21 protein-coding genes are annotated in these 22,973 nt (G+C 56.9%); all 21 read right to left on the minus strand.

The features are described 5' to 3' along the window. Positions 1–73 precede the first annotated feature (73 nt). Positions 74–2,566: a stage II sporulation protein E gene (spoIIE, locus tag B5M42_RS24025; protein ID WP_134755839.1), complete on the minus strand. Its 2,493-nt coding sequence runs from the start codon at positions 2,564–2,566 to the stop codon at positions 74–76. Between the two features lie 316 nt (positions 2,567–2,882). Further along, positions 2,883–3,437: a S1 domain-containing RNA-binding protein gene (locus B5M42_RS24030; protein ID WP_134755841.1), complete on the minus strand. Its 555-nt coding sequence runs from the start codon at positions 3,435–3,437 to the stop codon at positions 2,883–2,885. A gap of 104 nt (positions 3,438–3,541) precedes the next feature. After that, entirely contained in the window at positions 3,542–3,883 is a 342-nt protein-coding gene (locus B5M42_RS24035) for an FtsB family cell division protein (RefSeq protein WP_134755843.1), read from the minus strand. Positions 3,884–3,898: 15 nt separating this feature from the next. Further along, a complete protein-coding gene (gene yabQ, locus B5M42_RS24040) occupies positions 3,899–4,477 on the minus strand; it encodes a spore cortex biosynthesis protein YabQ (protein WP_134755846.1) in 579 nt (192 codons plus the stop codon). Beyond that, entirely contained in the window at positions 4,474–4,755 is a 282-nt protein-coding gene (gene yabP, locus B5M42_RS24045; protein WP_134755848.1) for a sporulation protein YabP, read from the minus strand. Before yabP ends, yabQ begins: the two co-directional genes overlap by 4 nt. A 96-nt stretch (positions 4,756–4,851) precedes the next feature. Next, positions 4,852–5,115 (minus strand): RNA-binding S4 domain-containing protein, encoded by a 264-nt coding sequence (locus B5M42_RS24050; RefSeq protein WP_134755850.1) that lies wholly within the window; start codon positions 5,113–5,115, stop codon positions 4,852–4,854. Further along, positions 5,115–5,387 carry an HU family DNA-binding protein gene (locus B5M42_RS24055; RefSeq protein ID WP_134755852.1) on the minus strand — a complete coding sequence of 91 codons (273 nt, stop codon included), beginning with the start codon at positions 5,385–5,387 and terminating at the stop codon, positions 5,115–5,117. Before B5M42_RS24055 ends, B5M42_RS24050 begins: the two co-directional genes overlap by 1 nt. An 80-nt stretch (positions 5,388–5,467) precedes the next feature. Next, a complete protein-coding gene (yabN, locus tag B5M42_RS24060) occupies positions 5,468–6,979 on the minus strand; it encodes a bifunctional methyltransferase/pyrophosphohydrolase YabN (RefSeq protein ID WP_134755854.1) in 1,512 nt (503 codons plus the stop codon). Then, the gene (locus tag B5M42_RS24065; RefSeq protein WP_230633167.1) at positions 6,979–9,210 is read right to left on the minus strand and encodes a putative polysaccharide biosynthesis protein; all 2,232 of its coding nucleotides are present in this window, start codon (positions 9,208–9,210) and stop codon (positions 6,979–6,981) included. The genes yabN and B5M42_RS24065 overlap by 1 nt, the downstream gene beginning before the upstream one ends. Before the next feature lie 148 nt (positions 9,211–9,358). Continuing rightward, positions 9,359–9,901, minus strand: a complete 543-nt coding sequence (spoVT, locus tag B5M42_RS24070) for a stage V sporulation protein T (protein WP_134755856.1) — start codon at positions 9,899–9,901, stop codon at positions 9,359–9,361. Positions 9,902–10,157: 256 nt separating this feature from the next. Beyond that, entirely contained in the window at positions 10,158–11,219 is a 1,062-nt protein-coding gene (locus B5M42_RS24075) for a peptidylprolyl isomerase (protein WP_134755858.1), read from the minus strand. After that, a complete protein-coding gene (gene mfd, locus B5M42_RS24080) occupies positions 11,206–14,727 on the minus strand; it encodes a transcription-repair coupling factor (RefSeq protein WP_134755860.1) in 3,522 nt (1,173 codons plus the stop codon). The genes B5M42_RS24075 and mfd overlap by 14 nt, the downstream gene beginning before the upstream one ends. An 85-nt stretch (positions 14,728–14,812) precedes the next feature. Continuing rightward, positions 14,813–15,043, minus strand: coding sequence for an anti-sigma-F factor Fin family protein (locus B5M42_RS24085; RefSeq protein WP_134755862.1), 231 nt, complete (start codon positions 15,041–15,043; stop codon positions 14,813–14,815). Between the two features lie 103 nt (positions 15,044–15,146). Then, a complete protein-coding gene (gene pth / locus B5M42_RS24090) occupies positions 15,147–15,707 on the minus strand; it encodes an aminoacyl-tRNA hydrolase (protein WP_134755864.1) in 561 nt (186 codons plus the stop codon). A gap of 443 nt (positions 15,708–16,150) precedes the next feature. Beyond that, positions 16,151–16,804, minus strand: a complete 654-nt coding sequence (locus B5M42_RS24095) for a 50S ribosomal protein L25/general stress protein Ctc (protein WP_134755868.1) — start codon at positions 16,802–16,804, stop codon at positions 16,151–16,153. Positions 16,805–16,877: 73 nt separating this feature from the next. Next, positions 16,878–18,272, minus strand: a complete 1,395-nt coding sequence (gene glmU / locus B5M42_RS24100; RefSeq protein WP_134755870.1) for a bifunctional UDP-N-acetylglucosamine diphosphorylase/glucosamine-1-phosphate N-acetyltransferase GlmU — start codon at positions 18,270–18,272, stop codon at positions 16,878–16,880. A 213-nt stretch (positions 18,273–18,485) separates the two neighbouring features. Then, positions 18,486–18,770 (minus strand): septation regulator SpoVG, encoded by a 285-nt coding sequence (spoVG, locus tag B5M42_RS24105; RefSeq protein WP_036655543.1) that lies wholly within the window; start codon positions 18,768–18,770, stop codon positions 18,486–18,488. Positions 18,771–18,882: 112 nt separating this feature from the next. Then, complete coding sequence (locus B5M42_RS24110; protein WP_134755872.1) at positions 18,883–19,272, minus strand: RidA family protein; 390 nt, start codon at positions 19,270–19,272, stop codon at positions 18,883–18,885. A 3-nt stretch (positions 19,273–19,275) separates the two neighbouring features. Then, entirely contained in the window at positions 19,276–20,109 is an 834-nt protein-coding gene (purR, locus tag B5M42_RS24115) for a pur operon repressor (protein WP_134755874.1), read from the minus strand. A 384-nt stretch (positions 20,110–20,493) separates the two neighbouring features. After that, a complete protein-coding gene (gene ispE / locus B5M42_RS24120) occupies positions 20,494–21,348 on the minus strand; it encodes a 4-(cytidine 5'-diphospho)-2-C-methyl-D-erythritol kinase (protein ID WP_134755876.1) in 855 nt (284 codons plus the stop codon). A 213-nt stretch (positions 21,349–21,561) separates the two neighbouring features. Further along, positions 21,562–22,830, minus strand: coding sequence for a hypothetical protein (locus B5M42_RS25645; protein ID WP_329959370.1), 1,269 nt, complete (start codon positions 22,828–22,830; stop codon positions 21,562–21,564). Between the last annotated feature and the right edge of the window lie 143 nt (positions 22,831–22,973).

The following is a 22,973-nucleotide window of genomic DNA, read 5'->3' on the forward strand; positions in this document are numbered from 1 at the left end:
AAAAAGAAAAATAACCCCGGCATCCGCTGCGAAAGCGATGACGAGGTTATTCCCATCGGATGACGGCTGCCTTTCAGCTGACCGTCTTAGGACGCTCCAGCCGCGTGAAGCCCGGCCAGCGGAACGTGGCCCATTCCGGCTGATGCCGCTCAACGCGCGCCACAACAACCGTCATATCATCCTGAATTTCGCCATGATGATAACGGAAAATTCGCTCCAGCAGGCAATCGGCGAAATCCTGCGGGTCGTTCGTTTCGATTTCCTGCAGCATCCGCTTCATCCACAGCTCCTTGTTGACCGCATGACCGGGCGCGTCATAGATACCGTCAGTCATCATCACCACGATATCGCCGGATTGCAGCGGAATCGAAATCAAATCCACGTCAATATCCTGCACAATGCCAACCGGCAGGTTATTGGCCGAAATCGACAGCACCTCGCCGCCGCGCTTGATAAAGCTCGGAATGGAGCCGATTTTCATAAAGGTTGTATTCGCACTGTACATATCGATCAGCGCCATGTCGACCGTCGCATACATCTCGTCGGGCGAACGGAGCATCAGCACGGAATTCAGCGACTTGATCGCCAGCTTTTCGTCCATGCCGGACTGAAGCAGCTGCTGCAGGATCGTCAGCGCCGTCGAGCTCTCGGCTCGCGCCCGTTCGCCATTGCCCATCCCGTCGCTCAACGCCACGGCGAATTTGCCGTTGCCCAGCTCAACCGTGCTGAAGCTATCGCCGGACAGCAGGTCGCCCCCCTTGGCCGCTCCGGCAACGCCGGTTTCAATTTCGAATTCCTTGGCCGAGCCGAACGTCACCGTACTGTAGCCGTCGCCGCGGTCCAGATTTTCTTCCTTCTTCACAGCGACATGCTCGCCGAGAATTTCACTGAGCAGCGGCGCAATAATTTTGCGGCATTCGTCAAAGCCTTTGGTATAGGTATGTACAATTTCAATTTCCACATTGCCTTCGTCCAGACTGATGATGTCAATGCTCTGAATCGACAGTCCCAATTCCTCCAACGCCTGACGAATTTGCTCCTCTTGCAAAAACAGCTCCTGCCCCTCGCGCTTGATCTCCTTCGCCAAATCCTCCATCACCTGCGATACGCCCGAGAGCTGGTCGGCGACAAGCTGGCGGCTGTCGAGAATTTGCTTTTTCCAATGCTGATCATTTTTGTACAATCCGTATTGCTGCTTCATCACTTCCAGCACCTGATCGGTGCGTACGCACGCCTTTTTCCACTCCTGCGGAATGTCGCGTTTATCCAGCTGCTCCTGCGTCTCCAGCGTCGTCATCATATTCGTCATATATGTGTAGGTCTGATAGAACTTGGCATCCCAGCATTGCTGTTTTTTCCAGCACGTCTCGCACGTTTTGTTGGCGACAGCGTTCATGAAATGCCCGACCTCATCTTCCTTGCGGGCTTCTACCGGCTCGCTCGTCAACTGCTTGAAGCTGCGCGACAGCTGCCGGAACACTTCGGAAAACTGCTGCACGCGTCCCGCCGTAATATCGCGCACCCGCTTGGCGTAATCCTGCTGGGACTTCAAATGCTCCTGCGTACCCGGCACGTATTTGGCCAGCGTCTGCACCAGACTGCGCGGCGTCAGCAAGAACAACGCCACAGCTGTGAGCGACTCCCAAGTCGAATGGATCATATCCGTGCCGCCGCCGATATATACCGACAGGATTGAGGAGCCAAGCAGCATGCCAAACGCCACAGCCAGCCGATTGCCCTCGCGCAGCAGCCCCGCCAGCATACCGGCAAAAGCCAGCAGACTCATTTGATAAATGGCGCTGCTGTTGGCCAGACTGAGGATCAGGCCGGTAATGACGCCTACCGACGCCCCAAACGGCGCACCGCCAACCAGAGCAAATAACAGAATCAAGTACCGCGAGAGCGTATGTTCAATGGTAATCGGACCCAGCTGCCAGTTCACCGTGCCGGTCATCACCGATGCAAGCAAAATAATCAGACAAATGATTTCTTCATGTTTCAAATGGTAGTTTTTGCGTGTTAAAGTAAATACAGGAAGCGCTTGAATGAAGATAAGCGTCAGAACCAAGCTTAGAACCGCCTCTACGGCAATCATCATGCCGGAATACCAGGTCAGATTCGACTGGACTAGCAACGCGAACAGCTGGACCAGCGTAGTCGAACCGAACACGATTAAAGGGGCCGAGCTTAGCTCCGATCGTTCGAACTTGTCCATTGCCTTTTGAATCAGCAAAAATACGATCATTTCCGTAGCCAGATATCCGGCGTGCGACTGCACCGCCAACAAGCTGCCGGCAAATAAGGAAACGCTCACCCAGGGCAGCAGGTCCTTCCGCGTGAAATACATCACTGCAAAAAAGGCGAGGCCAAACGGCGAAAGCTGCTCCAGAATCATCGCCCGGCCGAGTAAAAATCCCATCAGGATGAGCAGCATCGCCCACTTGCGGGCGACAAACGCCTGTACCCACCGATTCTCCACCGCTGCGCCGCGTACGCTTGCCGCCGCTTTTTGCCGCAACCCCGACCAGTGTCCCCCGATCGTTGCAGCCATACTTCTTCTTTGCATCTACGTCAACACCTTCCTATTCGTCCTTGGTGTCTCTATTATAGGGACAATCTCGCAGAAAGTTTGTCAGAATCAGTTGGTAGATTCGAAGTAATTTCCGACACGTCCGAACGGTTTTGTCAGCAGGGTCGAAGCCTTGCCCCGCTTTGCCCGAACGGCTGTTGCGAGCCGCTGCCGCGTCGCTTCGCGCGGCAATCCTGCGTGCATATGCGGGGGATTTCCGTAAATCTATGTCGATTGTGCCGAAAATCGCGCCGACAAACAGCAAAAAACCACACCGCCCGCAGGCCGTGTGGTTCATTGTCGAAGCTGTATATTAATCTCTGCGGCCACCGCGGCCGCCGCGTTTGGATTCGGTGTTTTTCTTCAGGGAAGAAATCCGCTCCTCGCTGTCTTTGAGAAAACGGGACACTTTATCTTCAAAGGTAACATGTTTGGGGCCCTGCGGTTTGAAGCCGCCGCGTCCGCCACGGTCGCCGCCGCGATTGAAGCCGCCGCGATCTCCGCCAGGTCTTGGACCACTGCCGCCAGGTCTTCCGCCACCGCCGCCGGAGAAGCCTCCACGGTCGCCGGAGGGACGTCCTTGATAGCCGCCACCTTGTCTATCAGGTCGAGCAGGTCTTTCCTCAACAGGCTTATCAACCGTCTGCTTGATCGATAATCCGATCTTTCCATCCTTGTCCACGTTAATCACTTTAACCAGGACTTTATCGTCCAGCTTCAAGTGGTCATTGACATCTTTCACATAATTGTCTGCAATCTCTGAGATGTGAACAAGACCGGTAACTCCTTCTGCAAGCTCGACGAATGCTCCAAAGTGAGTAATCCCTGTCACTCTTCCCTCTAGCTTGGTGCCCACTTCAATTGCCATAAAGTAAAATGTTCCTCCCTTAAAATGTTGAAAACACTGGCTACGCCGATTATAACCGATGGCGATATTGCGGTCAACAAGGCGTTCGCGAAATAAACGGCCCGTTATTGAGCCGCTTTGGGCAGCGTCAGGTCCGTCTCGCCCGTTCTCTTATAATGCATATCCCGACGAATAATCTGTTCGAGATATTCGTTGTCGTTCAAGCGGCGAATTTCCCGCTTCGTATCCTCATTGACCTTCTTGGCTTCCGCCAGTTGCTGCTCGAGCCCGTTCACAACGGCGCTCTTGGCGTGAAGTTTGCCGAACTGATCCCAGACCGTAACACCGGCCCAGCTCATGAAGCACAAAAGAACGACCACAAGGAAACGGATTCTGCGTTTGGAACCCTTGGTGTTGTTGCCCTTGGCGCTGCGCTTGGCGGAAGATTGGGGTGCGTGAGCGTGCATCGGACAGAAAGCCTCCTAGTTCTTCGAAAATAATTTGCGATAGAGCTTAACCATCCGCGAGCCGAGCCGGGTTAACCAAGCCGGAAGCGCCAGCCATCTTCGCAAAGGCCGAATCATCCAGAGGAGCAGTCTCCACACAGGATAAAGCAATTGTAACACAATTTTATACAGGAATATAGCTACTGCCGCCAAAAAACCTAAAATGAGCACGCACAGCTTGTATAAGCCGATGAGCGGCTTGACGATCAGCAGTTCTACGGTCCGCCGCAAGAAACGGTACAAAGCAACCGCTACGCGCACCAGCACGAGCGTCAGCCGGATTACCCACACGCTCAGCAAAGCGAAGTAAAAGCAGATGCCAATGCCGATGCCCAAAAAAACGAACACCCGCAGCTGCCCGTCATTACTGTGCACCAAAGCGCGAAAAACAAGGATTGTCGCCACAATCCAGAACAAAATGTCTACAAGCGGAATTGTCCAGCGCGGCAGCCGCAGTTTGCCCGATAGAACCCGCAGCACGTCAAACAGAGAGCCCAGCGCAATTCCGCTGCAGAACATCATGAAGATGGTATAGAATTGAACGTTCAGCGTCACTTGAACAGCTTACCTAAAAATCCCTTGGATTTCTCCGGGGAGTTTCCGTCTACGTAAGCCAATTCGTTGATCGTTCCTTCAATGGCGACTAAGCCTTGGTCGAGGCTCAAATTTTTAATGTGCAGATTCTGCCCCTTGATCATCAGAAAGCCGCATTCCGTTTCGAGGAGGAACTCTTCACTGTCAAAGCTTTCCACGTTCAGCACGCCTGAAATCTCCAGGAGCTTGCGGTTGAGCATTTTCATTTCCTGCCGCTTCATTTTCGCGGGATCGATCATAGCATGTACCCCTCCTTCATCTATCATTACGATATGGAGGGATGTCCGAAATTAGAACAACAAAAAGAGACTAATCGCTTAGTCTCTCCGTCGTTGTTATTCAGGTTGATACGCTTCTTCCCGCAGCAGCGTGTACATCTTGGCGGCATCTTCCTTGCGGGTCGATTCCGCCAGCGCCTCGACGCGAACCGTCACCTTTTTCTGCCCGAACTGGATCGACAGCTCGTCGCCGACCTTGACTGCCGTGCTCGGCTTGGCATCGCGGCCGTTAATCCAGACGCGCCCCTGATCGGACACATCCTTGGCTACCGTCCGTCGCTTGATCAGCCGGGAAACCTTCAAGAACTTGTCGAGTCGCATTATTTTACAGCGTCTTTAAGCTTGTTGCCCGCTTTGAAAGCAGGAACCTTGGACTCGGGAATGGTAATGGACGTGCCGGTTTGCGGGTTGCGGCCCGTACGGCCGGAACGCTTGCGGGTTTCGAACGTGCCGAAGCCGATCAGTTGTACTTTATCTCCGCTCGAAAGCGCCTCGGTGACTTCGCCCAAAAAGCCGTTCAGGACGGATTCTACGTCTTTTTTGGTCAAGCCGCTTTTCGTTGCGATGTTGTTGATCAAGTCAGTTTTGTTCATTGGGTTTTCTTACCTCCTAATGTGTATCAGACACAGAACTATGTATTCTTGCTTGCAGGGCAAATTCCTTCTGACTGGCGCTAAATTTTAGAACTTTTTTTCGCTTCCTGCCAATACTTTTCCAGTTCTGATAAATCAGTTTGCTCAAATGTGCGGCCCCTTAAACGCAAGCTTTCTTCAATGTAGCCAAAGCGCTGCACAAACTTGCGATTCGTGCGGTTAACCGCTTCTTCCGGATCGAGCTTGAGAAAACGCGCCAGATTGACCACAGCGAACAGCAGGTCGCCCAGTTCGTCGAGCCGCTCCTCATCGCTGCCGCCAGCCATCGCTTCGCGCAGCTCCTGCAGCTCCTCTTCGATCTTGGCGATGACGTCGCCGACGTCCGACCAGTCAAAGCCGACCGTCGCTGCTTTCTTTTGCAGCTTGTAGGCCTTCATCAGCCCAGGCAAGTCGCGCGGAACGCCGGACAGCACGGACAGCTGCTGCGGATCGATGCCCTTTTTGCGCTTCTCCTCCGCCTTCATCTCGTTCCAGTTAACAAGCGCCTCGTCGGCGCTTCCGGCCTTGTTCTCACCGAAGACGTGCGGATGACGGCGCACCAGCTTGTCATTCAAGCCGGCGACGACATCGTATACCGAGAACGCGCCGACTTCTTCCTCCATCTGCGCATGCAGCATGACCTGCAGCAGCAGATCGCCCAGCTCCTCGCACATCGCATCCGGGTCGTCGTCGTCGATCGTCTCCAGTACCTCGTACGTTTCTTCGATCAGGTTCTTGCGCAGGCTGGCGTGCGTTTGCTCACGGTCCCACGGACAGCCTTCAGGGCTGCGCAGCACCTGGACAATCTCGTGTAGTCGGCCAAAGGTGCGCGCATGCGCAACCGTATCCCGTTCGGCGCGCGGCACCCAGACCAGCGACAGATTGCCGAAGCCCTTGACGCGATCCAGCTCATGCAGCGGCACCTCCTCGATGGCTTCAGCCCCGGCTACGCCAAGCGAATGGCCCACAACGACGCGATAATCGTCGGGATAAGCTTCCATCAGCGTCAGCTTGACGTCCGAAGCGGTCAAGGCGTCGTACACCTGCCCGATGATCGTGTGCAATTGCGGGTTGAGGCTGTAGCGGCTCAAGCTGGTGGCATCCAGCAGCTGAAAGCCGTCAATCGGGTCAAAGCCGAAGCGCAGGAATGCTTGGTCCACAAAGCTTTCGCCGCCCATCAGCCGCAGCTCGACGCCTTCCGCTGAACAGCGCTGCCGCAGCAGTTGAACCGTATATTCAGCCACCATCGGGTGACCGGGTACGGCATACACGACCTCCCGGCGCCCGTTGGCGGCCAGCTCCAGCAGCCGGCCCGCAATCGTCTCGTACACCTGCTCGAAGCGATCGTGCGCGGTATAGATGTCATCGAAGGTTTCAAAAGGAATGGACTGGCTTTCCAGCAAACGCACCATCGGATGATCGGCTGTGCGCAGGTAGAGCACGATGTCGCCTTGGGCGGCGGCTTGCAGCTTTTTCCACGCGCCGAGCGTCAGCTGATCCTCGTCGCCTGTGCCCAGACCGAGCACGGTAATTGCCGCAGTTGTGGCAGTCATCAATATATGCCTCCTTGACGCTGCGCGCCTGATTTGGTTGCCGGCGGCAGCAGCTTGTATTTGATCAAAAACGGGATGAGCTTGCGAGCGCGCGGTGACAGCAGCTGCAGATCCTCGCTGCTCACGCTGCCGCTGCGCAGCAGCGTCATGGCGTAGACGGCTGCGCCGCCGACTACGCCGGTGATCGCGATGGCGCTGTACGCCCATCGCGCCGGCATCCCCAGCCCGGCAAGCGCCGGCCGGGCTGCCAGCTGCAGCGCTGCGAGCAGCGCGCCCATCAGGGCCGCCGCCAGCAGCGGCCCTGCGGCGTGGCGGCGCAGCGCCAGCCGGGCTCCGGTGCAGCGCAGCGCCTGCACCGTGCTGAGCCCCGCAGCAGCGGCGAAGGCGATGACCGCGCTGAGCGCGGCGCCTTCGATGCCCCAGCGGGGCATCAGGGCTGCATTGCCGAGCGCCTTGAGCGCGGCGGCAATGAGCAGGCACAGCGCCGGCGTGCGGATCGCACCGGCGCCCTGCAGCACGCTGGCCGTGACGGCGTTCAGCGTGCTCAGCAGGGCCGTGATGGCAAGCAGGGCCAGCGTGGCGGAGCCTTCGCTGGTCCGGTACAACATCACGTTGATCGGCACTGCGGCCGCTGCAAGGCCGCAGGCGGCGGGCAGTCCGACGAGCCAGGCGAGTCGGATCGCGGTTTCGGCGCGGGCGCGTACCTCGGCGCGTTGCCCGCGCAGCTGGGCTTCGGCGATGGCTGGCACGAGCACCGCCGACATCGACGAGGCGATGAGCACGACGAGCTGGACCAGCGGCAAGCCGCGGTTGTACAGCCCGAATTGGCGCATCGCCTCGGCTTCACCGAGCCCGGCCGCTTCCAGCAGCCGTGGCATCGTGAACGTGTCGACGAGCGTCAGCATCGGCACGACGATGGCGCCGAGCGCCACCGGCAGCGCATAGGCGGCGATTCGCCTCGCCCACTGCCAGCGGGTGAGCCCGATATCGGGCATGCTCGCTTCCCGTCCAGGCTCATCTTCGCTGCTGTCCAGCGCCTGTCGGCCGCTCTGCGCCTCGATCGCTCCCTTCGCTCCACCTGCCGCTGCCCTGCCATCTATCGCTGCCCTTCCCGCTTCCTCTGCGCTCCACGTCCCCGCCGCAACGCCTGCCTCGTCGGCCGCTTCCGACGCCATGCGGTCCACTTCTGCTGCTGCCCCGCCACCGCGGTGCGCAGCTCGGTCCCGCTGCCAATACGGCAGCAGCACGAGCAGACCGGCAAGCGCGCCAGCGACGGAGCCGAAGGTGGCTCCGGCAGCGATCCTGCCTATGGATGCATCGTTCGCCAGCAGGAAGATCAGCAAGCCAATCATTGTCAGCACGCGAACGAGCTGCTCAGCCACTTGAGACACCGCTGTCGGAATCAGAGTCTGGCAGCCCTGAAAATAGCCGCGCAGCACAGCCAGCAGCGGCGCGACCAGCAGCGCAAAGGACGCGCTGCGCACCGCCTCCTTGGTCTGATCGATCCCAATCCAGCCGGCGATTACGCCTGCGCCGCCGTAGACAAACGCAAAGCTGACAAGTCCGGCGGCTCCGAGCACCGCCGACGATACGCCAACTACGCGGTTGGCCCCATCGCGGTCGCCCATCGCCAGCCGCTCGGAAACAAACTTGGAAACGGCAATGGGAAATCCCGCAGTTGTCAAAAACAAAACCAGCGTATAGAGGGGATACACCGCGCTGTAGATACCGAAAGCGCCGTCTCCGGCGAGATTTTGCAGCGGAATTTTTTGCAGCGTGCCCAGCAGCTTGGAGATGACGGCCGCCGCTCCCAGCAAAGCGGCTCCCTGCAGCAGCTGCGAACCGGGCCTCCCCGACACAGGCGCTGCCGGGGATGCGGACGCGGCTTCCACGCTCACCGCACATTCACCTTCCCGCGTCCCCTCTGACGTCGGACCTGCCCCGCCCGCTTCACTTCCCTCGCATACCGGGCCTGCCGCCCGCTCCCGCTCACTCGCTTCTGCGCCGTCGCCACCGACGGGCATCACTCCTGCCTCGCCTGCTTCACTCCCCTCGCACACCGGGCCTCTCACCTGCTCCCGCTCGGTCGCTTCTCCTCCTCGGCTCGACGTCGCACGACTCTCATCCGCTCGGCCTCCGGCTCGCAGCGCCGCACCGGCTCGGCCGTCGGCCGCCGATTTTCGCCGTCCCGCCTCATCCTCGAAGCCGCCGTCCCGCGCTCCGTCCGGCATATGCAGCAGCTCCTTCCTTTTTCGTCCATTCCCCATAGATACGCCTTATTATAGCGAATTCGCGCGCCGCCGACAAAAAAAGCTTCGCTCGCTGAGCGAAATACGCTCTGCAAGGAAGCTTGAGTGCGAGCGGCTGCATGCAGCGCGCTTATTGCTCCATCTGCTTGGCCAGGAAGCCCGCAGCGGTTTCAACCATCTTCATTTCCATTTGTCCCATCTTGACGTTCTCGTCCTTGCTGATCAGGATGACCGAGCCGATCGGATCGCCGCCAGCGACAATCGGCGCTATGACGTAGGAGCTGTACGTCTCGGAGGCATCCTTGATGATCTCATAGGAGCCGGCATTGCTCTCCAGCGAAGCCTTACGGTTCTCCATACACGTTTCCACCAGCATGCCGATCGACTTCTCCAAATAATCTTTTTTCGAACCGCCCGCCATCGCGATGACGGTGTCGCGGTCGGAAATAATGGTGACATGATTGGTGCTCTCAAACAGCGATTCCGCGTATTCCTTGGCGAAGTCGCCCAGCTCGCCGATCGGCGAATATTTCTTCAGAATGACTTCCCCGTCTCGATCCACGAAAATTTCCAACGGATCGCCTTCGCGTATGCGAAGCGTGCGTCGTATTTCCTTGGGAATCACGACTCTCCCTAAATCATCTATCCGACGGACTATTCCAGTTGCTTTCATACCTCTAGATGCCTCGCTTTCCTCTGAAGAATTAGATACGACTGGAGCATGAAATCTCATATTCCGGGAATGGATGGGAACTCAAATTCTACCCATAGTATTCTACAGTTCCCATATTTCTATGCAGATGCCGCTCCTGGGGAGGTGTATGTAACCGTGTGGAGGAGCGTCTTGCCGCCGCTGGTTTTATATTGCCCTGAAATAACAAATAAAAACAGGATGCCCTGAATCGGGCATCCTGGTAAGTTCTTACTGCTTATTGCGCTGCCGGCGAAGCAGCCGGACTTGCCGCAGGCGTAGCCTCCGGAGCCGCACTTGCTTCCGGCGATGCCGATGGAACCGGCGTCGGCGTCGGCAACGTATTCGTTTCGATCAGACCGGGCAGATCTTTAGCGACAAAGTCGCTCAACGCTTGCTGCGCCAGCCCCGATTTGATTTGATCCTTCACTTCGTCCAGCTTCTTCGACGTGCGGGCTTCCACCTTCATCACGTGGTAGCCAAACGATGACTCCACCGGATCGCTAACCGTGTTCAACGGCAGCGTAAGGGCAGCTTGCTTGAATTCCGGCACCCACTGATTCGGATCGGCGTCCTTGTAAGTGCCGCCGTTATCCTTCGAACCCGGATCGTCGGAATATTCCTTGGCCAGCGCCGCGAAATCTCCGCCGGCATCCAGCTTGCCCTTCACTTCTTTGGCACGGGCCAGCGCTTCGTCCTTCGTGCGCAGGTCCGCCTGCGTCGAAGCATCCTTCAAGCTGATCAGGATATGGCTTACCGTTACCGTATCAAATGCGTGCTGAGCGTTCTGCTCGTCATACGCCTTCTGAACCTGGTCATCCGTAACCTTGCTTTCCAGCGCCATCATGGAATAGAAGCTCAGCTTGAGCAGGTTCTCGATGTCCCCCAGTTGAATGTTGTTATCCTTCAACTGCTTGTCCATGCCGCCTTCCATCTTGCTCAAATAATCTTTAAGCTGCGTCATTTGATCCTGAATTTTGGTGTCCGCTTCGGCTTTCACCTTGTCGTCGGCGCGAGCCGAGAGGATTTTGAAGGTGATCAGCTGCTTGAGCAGCTCCTGCTGGTACGCAGGATCGCTCAGATATTGTGCCAGCTGCGGGCTGAACAGCTTGTTGACGTTCACGAACGTGTCGTATTCGGCGCGAGTAACCTTGCCGTTATCCTTGTAAGTAGCGATTACTTCGCCGGTTGCTCCGGCTTCTTCTTTTTTCTTGCCGCAGGCGCTGAGCACCGATACTGCGAGCAGCAGCGCCACGACGGCCAATAACCATTTTTTACCTAACATTTTATTTTGCAACATCCTGCAATTCTCCCTTCGTTTTCAAAGCCTGCTTGTATTGTACCAAAAACTGCTCGACCATATCGATGGCAGCCTCCGGCTTCAGTCCCTTGCAGCGGACGAGCACAGTAATCTGCGGTCCGGCCACAAGCTTGATGCGACCTTCAAAACGGTTCGACAGGGAGAACAGCTTCTGTCCGTCCAGTTTATCGTTCTGATCGGCATGTACCTTGATCTGATAATCGTCCCCCTTTTGACTTATGGTTTCAATGCGGTATTGCGAACCATATACTTTCATCCGGGCAACGGCCAGCAAATTCAGGACGGCAAGCGGCGGATCGCCAAAGCGGTCAACCAGCTCCTCATGCAGATCGTCCGCCTCCTCCAGCGTGCGAATGGCCGCCACTTTCTTGTAAATTTCGATCTTCTGCATGCTGTCGTAAATATAATCGGACGGCAGATAGGCATCCAGCTGGACATCGATCTGCGTAATCCATTCCGGCTCGGGCAGCGCTTCCTCCCCGGCAATTTCCTGCTTGCGCTTGGCGATTTCCTCAGCGAGCATCTGGGAATACAGGTCAAAGCCGACGGAGGCGATAAAGCCGTGCTGTTCCGCTCCCAGCAAATTGCCGGCGCCGCGGATGGACAAATCCCTCATGGCAATTTTAAACCCTGATCCCAGTTCTGTAAACTCTTTGATCGCCTGCAGCCTTTTTTCAGCGACCTCGGTCAGCACCTTGTCGCGCTGATACGTAAAATACGCGTAAGCGACGCGATTCGATCGGCCGACGCGGCCGCGCAGCTGATACAGCTGGGACAGTCCCATTTTATCGGCATCGTGTACAATCAGCGTGTTGACGTTCGGAATGTCGACGCCGGTTTCGATAATGCTTGTGCTGACCAGCACGTCGTATTCGCCATCGAGAAAATCGAGGATCGTTTTCTCCAGCTCCTGCTCGCCCATCTGTCCGTGGGCGACAGTCACTCTGGCGTCGGGCACCATCATCGAAATTTGGTCGGCCATCTGCGTAATGCCCTGCACGCGGTTGTAGAGGAAATAAACCTGCCCCTCGCGCGCCAGCTCGCGTTCGATCGCTTCGCGGACGAGCCCGTTCGTATATTCCACGACATACGTCTGAACGGGGAAACGATTCTCCGGCGGCGTCTCGATGACCGACAGGTCGCGCACGCCGAGCATGGACATATGCAGCGTCCGCGGAATCGGCGTCGCCGTAAGCGTCAGCACATCGACGTTTGTTTTCAGCCGCTTGAGCTTCTCCTTGTGGGAGACGCCAAAGCGCTGCTCCTCGTCCACGATCAGCAGCCCGAGATCCTTGAACTGCACGTCCTGCGACAGCAGGCGGTGCGTGCCGATGACGACGTCGACGGTGCCTTTTTTGACACCCTTCATGACCTCGTTTTGCTCCTTTTTGGAGCGGAAGCGGCTAAGCACCTGAATGTTGAACGGGTAACCGGAGAAGCGCTCGCGGAACGTTTCATAATGCTGCTGGGCCAGAATCGTCGTCGGCACGAGCACAGCCACCTGCTTGCCGTCTATGGCCGATTTGAACGCCGCCCGCACCGCCACCTCGGTTTTGCCGTAGCCGACGTCTCCGCAAAGCAGCCGGTCCATCGGACGCGACTTCTCCATGTCCTTCTTGATTTCTTCAATCGCCCGCAGCTGATCCGGCGTTTCATCGTAAGGGAACATCGCTTCGAACTCATTCTGATACGCGCTGTCTGCACTGAAGCCATAGCCGCTGGTCGCTTGCCTTTCGGCGTACAGCTTGATCAGATCGTCGGCAATATCCTTGACCGAAGAGCGGACCTTGCTCTTGACGCGTGCCCACTCGGCGCCGCCCAGCTTGTAGACCTTGGGCTCCTTCTCTTCCGAGCCGACGTATTTCTGAATCAGATCGATCTGATCAATCGGCACCGACAGCTTGTCGCCGCCCGCATACAAAATGTGCAGATAATCCTTATGAATGCCGCCGACCTCAAGCGTGCCGATGCCGACATATTTGCCGATGCCGTGATTGACGTGAACGACGTAATCGCCAACCTTCAGCTCCTGGTAGCTTTTGATGCGCTCGGCATTTTCAAGCTTTTTCTCCACCTTGCGCGCCTTGCGCTGCTTTTGCGTGAAGATTTCGCCTTCGGTGATGACGACCAGGTGAATCGATGGAAGCTCGAAGCCGGTCTGCAGATTGCCATCGATGATTTCCGGCACCTCGATCTGATAATCGCCGAACACGCGCTTGACCCGCTCGACGCGCTCTTCGCCGCTGGCGAGCAGCAGCACCTTGCTGCCGTTCTTTTTCCAGCGCTCCATCTCCGATTTGAGCAGATTCATCTGCCCGTGGAAATTTTGCATCACCCGGCAGACAAAGTTGACGATATTTTGCGGTTGAATGCCGGGAACCTGGCGCAAAAACAACGAGCTGTACAACGTGGGAAAAGGCCGCCGCTGCAGCAGGGCCTCATACGTCTTGGACAGCGTAAACGCAGGAAGGCTGCGGCCCTCCTGCAGCGCGTGCATCGTCCATTCGGCCTCGTCCCGCTCCAACTGCTTGGCCGTTTCCAGCAGCCGCGCCGGCTCGTCGATGATCAGCACCGTGTCCTTGGGCAGATAGTCCATCAGCGTATGACGCTCTGTATAAAGCAGCGACATGTATTTATAAATTCCGGGGAACGTCTGACCTTCCCGCAGCAGTTCGATATCGTGACCGATGCCCTCCAGCAGCCGATCCTTCGCCTGCCGGTCGCTCATCTTCTCCAATTGGGCCTGCAGCAGCTCATAAGCGTGCTGCGCCGCACCTTGTAAACGCTTTCGATCAACCTGGATTTCACGGCTCGGCGGAATCTCCACCGCCTCCAGCTTGTCGATCGAGCGCTGGTCGCTCACATCAAACGTACGGATCGAATCGACCGTCACGTCGAACAGCTCGATGCGGATCGCATGCGCGCTTGTCAGCGGATACACGTCGAGAATGCCGCCGCGCACACTCATCTCGCCCTTCGATTCAACGCGCTCCACCCGCTCGTAGCCCATGCTCGACAGCCGAACGAGCACCTCGTCCAGCTCTACCGTATCCCCTACGCGAATCGGCAGCTGCGCATCCTCGAACGCCGCCTTGACCGGAAGCAGCCGACGGACGCCGGCAAACGGTGCCACCACCACGCCGCGGTAGCCGCGCGCCAGCTTGGTCAACACGTCAATGCGCTGAGCCAGCATTTCCGGACTGGCCGCCGCTTCCTCCGTTGCCATCAGCTCTTGCGACGGATACAGCAGCACGTCCTCCGCGGACAAGCCTTCCGTCAAATCCTCAGCGATCTTCTGCGCAGCAAACATGTTATGAGTTACGATAAAAAGCGGGCGCCGGAGCTCTCGCGCGAGCGTTGCGATCATCACTTGTCGAGAGGAGCCGGTTAGCCCGGCGATGAGCTGCTCTTTCATCTCATTACGAATACCGGACACAATCGTCTGAAAATCGGCATCCGCAGAAAAAGCCTGAATTAAAGCTTGCAAACAACTACACTCCTCTCACAAAAAGAAGCCTCGGCATACTTGCCTAGGCTATACGCGCGTTTTTTGGAAAACGAACGACTGACGGTTACTGCAAGGGACTTGCCAGCAGGGAAAGCTCGGGATTGGCTTCCAGCGCCTCGCGGCAATAGTCGCATACGACCTTCACAGTAACGTCCCCATCCACGTTATACGCTATTATATCTCTCCGCTCTTCGGGGGTCAAGAAATGGAAACCGAGCTGCTGCTCCGTAACCGATTCCTGATTGATCTCGCCGATGAACGTCAGACAGTGACGGCAAATATATTTGACTGCCATAGTTTATGCCTCCTTGGTTGGCTCTATTACCAAGTAGTATGGCCATCTTGCGGAGAAATTAGCCAAAATCGCGAGCCCGCTTCCGCTTTGGAACATCGCTGCCTTATTTATTAAATTTCGCCATCGTTTTTTCGAACGGCTGCTCGACGATGGCCGCCATCGCTTCACCAGTCAGGTCGAGCACCTGACCCAGCGCAGGCGCTTCCTCTTTGCTGAAATTCGACAGCACGTAATCGGCAATGTTGTAGCCGGGAGCCGGACGCGATACGCCGATCCGGATACGGTTGAACTGCTGCGTGCCCGTGTGCTGAATAATCGACTTGATGCCGTTATGACCGCCGGCGCTGCCTTGATAGCGCAGCCGGATTTGCCCGTAGGGCGTGTCCATATCGTCATACACAATCGTCACATCGGCGAGATCCGCTTTATAAAAATCGAGAAACGCCCGCAGCGCCTCTCCCGACAAATTCATGTACGTCATCGGCTTGAGCAAATAGACCTTGCTGCCGTTCACATGGCCTTCGGCCAGCATTCCCTTGCCCTTCGCCTGGTAGGAGCCGAAATTCCATTTTGCTGCAAAACGGTCAAGCGCCATGAACCCGACGTTATGCCGATTCATCTCGTATTGTTTCCCTGGATTTCCCAAACCGACAAAACATTTCAAAACCGTAACCCCTCCACATTAAATTTGCATTAAAAAAACTAAAAAAATATTTACTTTTCTATAGAAATGTATGGAACATAGCGCTTACTCGCCCTGTCATACCTAGTGATATCCGAAAATTCAGTGTGCAGGTGATCCCCATCGTATGTATGATAACGGTCAAACGCTAACGCAGGACTTGCATTTTCAAGATCATTTGGAGGCTTGCGTCCCCGTCCAAGTATACTACCAAAATTCACACAAGGATATAGGCTTCATTGAATATTACACAACGCATTTCATCAAGGTGAATAACATTTTTTACAACCGCTTTCACTACACGTTCATCTCTCGTGCCGGCTACTGATCCCCAGTCTGGTGCGGGAGTTGTACATATGTAAAGAGGGCGCCCTTTCCTGCGAAAGCGGCCCCCTCTATTTTTTCATGTTCCCGGTTGTGTGCGTTTACACGGTTTCCTCTGCAGCTACCTCGTCTGCAGTTGCACCATTTTTCTCGGCGGATACCTCGCCTTTGGCTTCCTGCTCGGCAGACTCCTCGGCCACAGCTTCTTTTTGCGGCGCCAAAATCGTCACGACCAGCTCGTTGGGGTCCGACTTGACTTCAATCTCCGCCGGCACGCTCAAGTGCGATACGAGCAGGTTCTCGCCAAGCCCCAGCTCGCTGACATCGACGCGAATCGAGCCCGGGATATGCTGCGGCAAGCAGCGGATCTCCAGCTCATGCAGCTGCACCTGCACAATACCGCCCTCTTGCGCGCCTTTGGCTTCGCCGACAAACTCCAAAGCCACCACCGTTTTCACCGGCTCGTCCATATTGATTTGATGAAAATCGACGTGCAGCAGCGTGCGACTGACTTTGTCGCGCTGCAACTCGTTGATCATGACCGGCTGCTTCTCGCCGCCCGGAAGCTCCATTTCAATGATCGCGTGCGGATTGCGGCGAAGCAGCTGCAGCAGCTCCTTGGTGTCAATGGCAATGGCCGTATTGCCGACCTTTTTCCCATAGACCACGCCCGGCACCTGTCCGTTCGCGCGCAGCTGCTTGATCTCGGATTGGGTGATATCGTTACGCGCCTCAGCTTTTAATTTCAGCACCATAAAAAAAGAACCTCCTAAGAATGAGTTAACCGCTACTAGACAGTTTGCCCATTCTGAAGAAGTTCATCCTGAATTACCCTTTATTGTTCTTGCGCTTCTGCATACGCGACTTGATTTTCTCGGCATAGCCGGGTTTATTCGTCTGCCGCTCGCGGGCAATCGCCAGATCGCCGTCCTCGACAGCGTGCGTAATCGTCGAGCCCGCTACCACATAAGCGCCCTTGCCAATCGTCACCGGAGCGATCAGGTTGACGTTGCTGCCGACAAACGCGTCGTCCCCGATTTCCGTCACGCTTTTATTGAAGCCGTCGTAGTTCACCGTGATGGCCCCGCAACCAATATTCACATTCTTGCCGACAATCGCGTCCCCGACGTAGCTAAGGTGCGACACCTTGGAGCCTTCGTCGAGCGAGGCGTTTTTGATCTCGACAAAATCGCCGATCTTGACGCTTTTCCCAATCCGCGCACCAGGGCGCAGATACGCAAACGGGCCGATCGCCGCTTTATCGTCGACGAACGCGTCATGGACCACCGACATCTTGATCTGCACGCCGTCGCGTACCGTCGAGTCGGTGATCTCCGTCTGCGGCCCGATCACGCAGCCGCTGCCGACAATCGTGCGTCCGCGCAGCGACGTGCCCGGCAGCAGCACCGTATCCTCGCCGATCATCACGCCGGCTTCGATGTAGGTGCTGGCCGGGTCGACGATCGTCACGCCGCCGAGCATATGCCCGCGATTCGTGCGCTCGCGGAACAATCGCTCCGCTTCCGCCAGCGCGACGCGGTCGTTCACGCCGATCGACTCTGCCGGATCGGCCATGCAATAGCCCTGGACGACTTCGCCGCGTCCAGCCAAAATCCCGATGACATCCGTCAAATAATATTCGTTCTGGGCGTTCTCATTGGTCACCTGAGCCAGCGCCGCGAATAACTTCCGGTTGTCGAAGCAATACGTGCCCGTGTTGATCTCGGTCACGGCCGCTTCTTCCGCATTGCAGTCCTTCTGCTCGACAATGCGGGCTACAGCGCTGCCATCCCCGCGGATGATGCGGCCATACCCCTGCGGCGCGTCCAGCCGCGCCGTCAGAATCGTCGCTGCTGCGCCGGACTCCTCGTGCAGCGACAGCATGGCGCGCAGCGTGTCTTCGGCGATCAGCGGCGTATCGCCGCAGATGACGAGCGTCGTGCCGTCCTCTGCGCCCAGTGCGGGCTCGGCCTGCAGCACCGCATGGCCTGTGCCGAGCTGCTGAGATTGCAGCGCGTATTCGACGCGGTCGCCGAGATACGCCTGCACCGCTTCCGCCCCGAAGCCGACGACCGCCACCGTCCGCTCCGTCTCCAGCCGATCCAGCGTATCGACCACGTGTCCGACCATCGGCTTGCCTCCTACCGGATGCAGCACCTTATATAGCTTGGATTTCATTCGTTTGCCCTGACCTGCGGCCAGTACAATCGCCAGTAGCTTCACGTTTCCAACTCCTTTGCTTACTCTGTAATCGGCGCAGGGCAAGCAGCCGGCGACAGGTCAGAACGACAAGCTCTGCAAATCCTGCGCGCCTTGCGAACGCTGCGCTTTTAAACGCTATTCCTGATTCATCCATGAAATGATGTCATCACCCAATATAGCTCAATTGCGGGCAAAAGAAAAGAGAGCCTCGCGGGCTCTCTTTATTCCACATTATTAAGCTCCTTCTTCAATGACTTCTTCTTCCGCAGCGGCGCGATCATATTCAGCCAATACGGCGGCTTGAATTTTCTCGCGTGTCGTAGAGGAGATTGGATGGGCGATATCGCGGAACTCCCCGTCAGGAGTTCGCTTGCTCGGCATTGCCACGAACATACCGTTGTTGCCATCAATGACACGAATGTCATGAACGACAAATTCGTTGTCGATGGTAATGGAAGCAATCGCCTTCATTCTTCCCTCGGAATTAACCCGGCGGAGTCTTACATCTGTAATTTGCACTTGTGTTCACCACCTTTTTCCATCACTAAGACTTGGGTGTATAATTCCACATTTTAGTGCAAATTCCTTCTTCTTAACGTGAAAATTTCTATTTTTTTATAGTATTTTAATATTATTGTCCCGATTCGACAGGAATCGCTGCAATCAGTTCGATTTCGACAAGCACGTTCCGCGGCAACCGCGCAACCTCGACCGTCGAACGCGCCGGCTTGTGATCGCCGAAGTAAGAACCGTAGATTTCATTGAGCTCGGCGAATTGCGCCATGTCCTGCAAAAACACCGTCGCCTTCACCACGTCCGACCAGCCCGCGCCCGCTGCTGCCAGCACGCCATGCAAATTGGCGAACACCTGATGAGCCTGTTCCTTGATGCCGCCCTCTACGACCTGCCCGTCAAGCCCCAGCGGAATCTGACCGGAGGTGAACAATAAATTCCCCAGCTTGACCGCTTGCGAATAGGGACCTATCGCGGCCGGAGCCGCATTCGTCGAAATGAATTCCATTATCTATCGAATCTCCTTCTCGTCAAAATAATTCCCCGGCTCTACCGTAATCTGCTTCGTCTTGGAATCAACGCCGTACATCCGCGCCAGCGACACGTATTGATCAACCAAATGCTCATCGGCCTCGCAGGATTCCATAAACACGCCAACGCCCTGGACCGAAGCTTTGAACTCCTTGAGCAAATCCATCATGCCGTGAATCGTGCCTCCAACGTGCATGAAATCGTCAATGATCAGCACCTTCGCTTCTTCCTTGAGCGCCCGGCGAGCCAGCGACATCGTCTGGATGCGCTTGTTCGAGCCGGATACATAATTGATGCTCACTGCGGAGCCTTCCGTCACCTTGCTGTCGCGGCGTACCACAACCACTGGCAGATTCATGTACGTCGCCGTCGCATAGGCCAGCGGAATGCCCTTCGTCTCGACGGTCATAATCACGTCCAGCTCCCGGCCGGCGAAGGCCGAAGCGAACGTCTTGCCGATTTCGTTCAGATTAAAAGGTTGTCCCATAATATCGGCCATATACAAATAGCCGCCAGGCAGAATCCGCTCCGGCTGCTGCAATTGCTGACACAGCTGCTGAATGAACTGCAAAGACGCCGCCTTGGGCATCTTAGGGGTAAACTTCACGCCACCGGCCGCTCCGGCCAACGTATGCAGCTCGCCAAGTCCTTCTTCTTCAAAAACTTCCTTAATAATGGCCAAATCTTCACTGATCGAGGATTTAGCTGAGTTGTAACGCTCGGCAAAAGTCGTTAAAGGAATTAATGAGTGCGGGCGAAATAACAAGTACTGCGTCATTTCCACCAGCCGAGCGCTCCTTTTCAACTTTTTCATCGTCCTACCCCCCTAAATCCGAATATTATAAAGAAAATATACCATTTTTATACGTATTTATTCAAGCATCACGTGAAAAATATATTCACACCAACCTTACATTGAGCTAACAAAAAAGCCCCCGCGAAGACGCCCCCTTCGAGCGCCCCCGCAGGAGCTTCGCCGCTTGGCCCGCCAGCCGTAGCCACGGCCGCGAGCCGACGCTTCTACACCGCTTCGCGAATCCCGAGCGCAAGCTCCATCCCAACAGCGGCCGGGTATCCGGCTTTGCTGAGTCGCTTTGCAGAGCCGCTTCGCCGAGCTGTTGCGTCGAACAGCTATGTCGAGCCGCATGACCATGACCCAACCTGTTACTTGCACGTCATAGAACCGCTGCCGGTTCCATTACGTCAGCATGCGGACCGCGTACACGTCCTTGCAAAAGCCGCGCAGACCGTTGTATATCCGCGGCACCTTCGCTTCCTTCGACACCAATCCGAACACCGTAGGGCCGCTGCCCGACATCAGCACGCCGTCTGCACCCAGGCGCTCCATACACTCCTTCAGATGACGCACCTCCGGATACAGCTCCAGCGTCACTTCCTCCAGCACATTGCCAAGTCCCTCGCACAGCTTGTCAAAACGCTTGCTGCGAATGGCCGCGACCACGTCCGCCGTCGACGGATGGCGACGAATCTCCTTCGCCCGCAGCTTGCCGTAAATCTCCGAGGTCGATACATTGATCGGAGGCTTGGCCAATACGACCCAGCACTGCGGCGGCGATTCGATCGGCTCCAGCTGTTCGCCGCGACCGCGGGCAATCGCCGTCCCTCCGGTTACACAGAACGGCACGTCCGACCCGAGCTCCGCGCCCAGCTCCTGCAGCTCGCGGCTGGGAATGTTCAGCTCCCACAGGCGGTTCAATCCTCGCAGCGTCGCGGCAGCGTCGCTGCTGCCGCCGGCCAGCCCGGCGGCGACGGGAATTTTTTTATCCAAATGAATATATACGCCCCGCTTTACCTCATAGCGGTCTTTGATGAGGCGTGCCGCTTGGAAAGCCAAATTTTTCTCGTCCAACGGGATATAGCCCGCCTGACTGGAGATGATGATCGTATCGCGCGGCAGCTCCTGCATTTCGATGCGGTCTGCAAGATCCACCATCGTCATGATCATCTCGACCTCGTGATAACCGTCCGCTCTCTTGTGGAGCACGTCAAGGGACAAATTGATTTTGGCCGGTGCTTTCTCAAAAACCTTCATCGTTTCACCTTCTTTTCGCTCAGTTGCCGTTAGCATATTATAGCAAAAGGTTCAAAGAAATGCGAAGCACATGCAAAAAATCGCCCTGCGGCCCAAAGGAAAAAACGCCCCTTCCTTGACGGAAGAAGCGTAGTCTTCTTGTGTACCACGACCGAGGCGGGACGCGATGCGAGCCGAGCCTTGCAGCAGCTATCGGCGCCCTGCGGCATGCTCCTACTGAATCGCCACTGGCTGCGACGTATTCGCGCCAGCACTCACGCCGCCGATTCCGTAAGGGAATACCGAGGAACCGCCAGGAACACCGGGAGGCGCTCCCTCCGAGGCCGACGACGTCGGTAGCAGCGACCACTTCACCGCGTTCGGCGGCTGGGCAGCTGCCGTATGCGCGCCGTAGACGGAAGGCTCCGGCGGCGAGCTTACTGGCCGCTGTGTTCCGTAGTCTGGCTGCGTCAGGGAGCCAATCTGCGTTGGCGAGCCGTAAGCCGACTGCGTTGGCGAGCCGTAAGCCGACTGCATTGGCGAACCTGCCTGCGTCTGCGAGCCGTACACAGACTGCGTCGACGAAACCAACGGCGACTGCGAGCCGTAAACCGACTGCATCGGCGAACCTGCCTGCGTCTGCGAGCCGTAAGCCGAATGCGTTGGCGATCCAACCTGCGACTGCGAGCCGTATGCAGACTGCGTCGACGAACCCACCGGCGGCTGCGAGCTGTAAGCCGAATGCGTTGGCGATCCAGCCTGCGTCTGCGAGCCGTACACAGACTGCGTCGACGAACCCAACGGCGACTGCGAGCCGTAAACCGGCTGCATCGGCGAACCTGCCTGCGACTGCGAGCCGTACGCAGACTGCGTCGACGAACCCACCGACTGCGAGCTGTAAACCGGCTGCATCGGCGAACCTGCCTGCGTCTGCGAGCCGTACGCAGACTGCGTCGACGAACCCACTGGCGGCTGCGAGCCGTAAACCGGCTGCATCGGCGAACCTGCCTGCGTCTGCGAGCCGTACGCAGACTGCGTCGACGAACCCACTGGCGGCTGCGAGCTGTAAGCCGGCTGCATCGGCGAACCTGCCTGCGTCTGCGAGCCGTACGCAGACTGCGTCGACGAACCCACTGGCGGCTGCGAGCTGTAAGCCGATTGTGGCTGCGAGCCGACCTGTGGTTGCGCCCCGTAGACCGGCTGCGCCGTGGCAAAAGACGGCGTTCCCGCTCCATAGACCGCATGCGATGGTTGTACACCTGTCACTCCAGCTCGATATCCCGCTGCCGACTGCCCGGGCCGCTGCTCTATTGCCCGCTGTGTCGCATGCTGCTTGACCAAATGCTCTTGGGCAATCTGAATCGCCCGTTTGACCATATTGCCGGCATCCTTAGCCCGAATCGCTTCCCAGCCTTCCTTTTGTACCACTTCATAAAAGCCAAGATCCTTGGCCAATTCATATTTTAAGCCTTCAGACATTACACCTTGTCTTCTGCGTCCCATACTTCGTCCCTCCTGCTTCAGATGAAAGTACGATTAGTATGCCGCACCGGCGCTGGCTCCATGCAATCCCTGCGTTCAAGCGGTCTTGGCGCCTCGTCTGCCCCTTCATGCCTCATCGCGTCGGCAGTCAGGCAGCGAGCCGG

The organism is Paenibacillus athensensis (genome assembly GCF_004514475.2).
GTDB classification, from domain to species: domain Bacteria; phylum Bacillota; class Bacilli; order Paenibacillales; family NBRC-103111; genus Paenibacillus_AL; species Paenibacillus_AL athensensis.

What these genes read in the sequence shown, in the direction of transcription:
- B5M42_RS24065 (WP_230633167.1), bottom strand. Translation starts at nt 9,210, where the DNA reads ATGCCGGACGGAGCGCGGGACGGCGGCTTCGAGGATGAGGCGGGACGG.
- B5M42_RS24050 (WP_134755850.1), bottom strand. Translation starts at nt 5,115, where the DNA reads ATGCGACTCGACAAGTTCTTGAAGGTTTCCCGGCTGATCAAGCGACGG.
- B5M42_RS24030 (WP_134755841.1), bottom strand. Translation starts at nt 3,437, where the DNA reads ATGGCAATTGAAGTGGGCACCAAGCTAGAGGGAAGAGTGACAGGGATT.
- yabP (WP_134755848.1), bottom strand. Translation starts at nt 4,755, where the DNA reads ATGATCGATCCCGCGAAAATGAAGCGGCAGGAAATGAAAATGCTCAAC.
- purR (WP_134755874.1), bottom strand. Translation starts at nt 20,109, where the DNA reads ATGAAAAAGTTGAAAAGGAGCGCTCGGCTGGTGGAAATGACGCAGTAC.
- B5M42_RS25645 (WP_329959370.1), bottom strand. Translation starts at nt 22,830, where the DNA reads ATGGGACGCAGAAGACAAGGTGTAATGTCTGAAGGCTTAAAATATGAA.
- B5M42_RS24035 (WP_134755843.1), bottom strand. Translation starts at nt 3,883, where the DNA reads ATGCACGCTCACGCACCCCAATCTTCCGCCAAGCGCAGCGCCAAGGGC.
- B5M42_RS24075 (WP_134755858.1), bottom strand. Translation starts at nt 11,219, where the DNA reads ATGTTGCAAAATAAAATGTTAGGTAAAAAATGGTTATTGGCCGTCGTG.
- B5M42_RS24055 (WP_134755852.1), bottom strand. Translation starts at nt 5,387, where the DNA reads ATGAACAAAACTGACTTGATCAACAACATCGCAACGAAAAGCGGCTTG.
- B5M42_RS24095 (WP_134755868.1), bottom strand. Translation starts at nt 16,804, where the DNA reads ATGGTGCTGAAATTAAAAGCTGAGGCGCGTAACGATATCACCCAATCC.
- yabN (WP_134755854.1), bottom strand. Translation starts at nt 6,979, where the DNA reads ATGACTGCCACAACTGCGGCAATTACCGTGCTCGGTCTGGGCACAGGC.
- ispE (WP_134755876.1), bottom strand. Translation starts at nt 21,348, where the DNA reads ATGAAGGTTTTTGAGAAAGCACCGGCCAAAATCAATTTGTCCCTTGAC.
- B5M42_RS24110 (WP_134755872.1), bottom strand. Translation starts at nt 19,272, where the DNA reads ATGGAATTCATTTCGACGAATGCGGCTCCGGCCGCGATAGGTCCCTAT.
- spoIIE (WP_134755839.1), bottom strand. Translation starts at nt 2,566, where the DNA reads ATGCAAAGAAGAAGTATGGCTGCAACGATCGGGGGACACTGGTCGGGG.
- B5M42_RS24085 (WP_134755862.1), bottom strand. Translation starts at nt 15,043, where the DNA reads ATGGCAGTCAAATATATTTGCCGTCACTGTCTGACGTTCATCGGCGAG.
- spoVT (WP_134755856.1), bottom strand. Translation starts at nt 9,901, where the DNA reads ATGAAAGCAACTGGAATAGTCCGTCGGATAGATGATTTAGGGAGAGTC.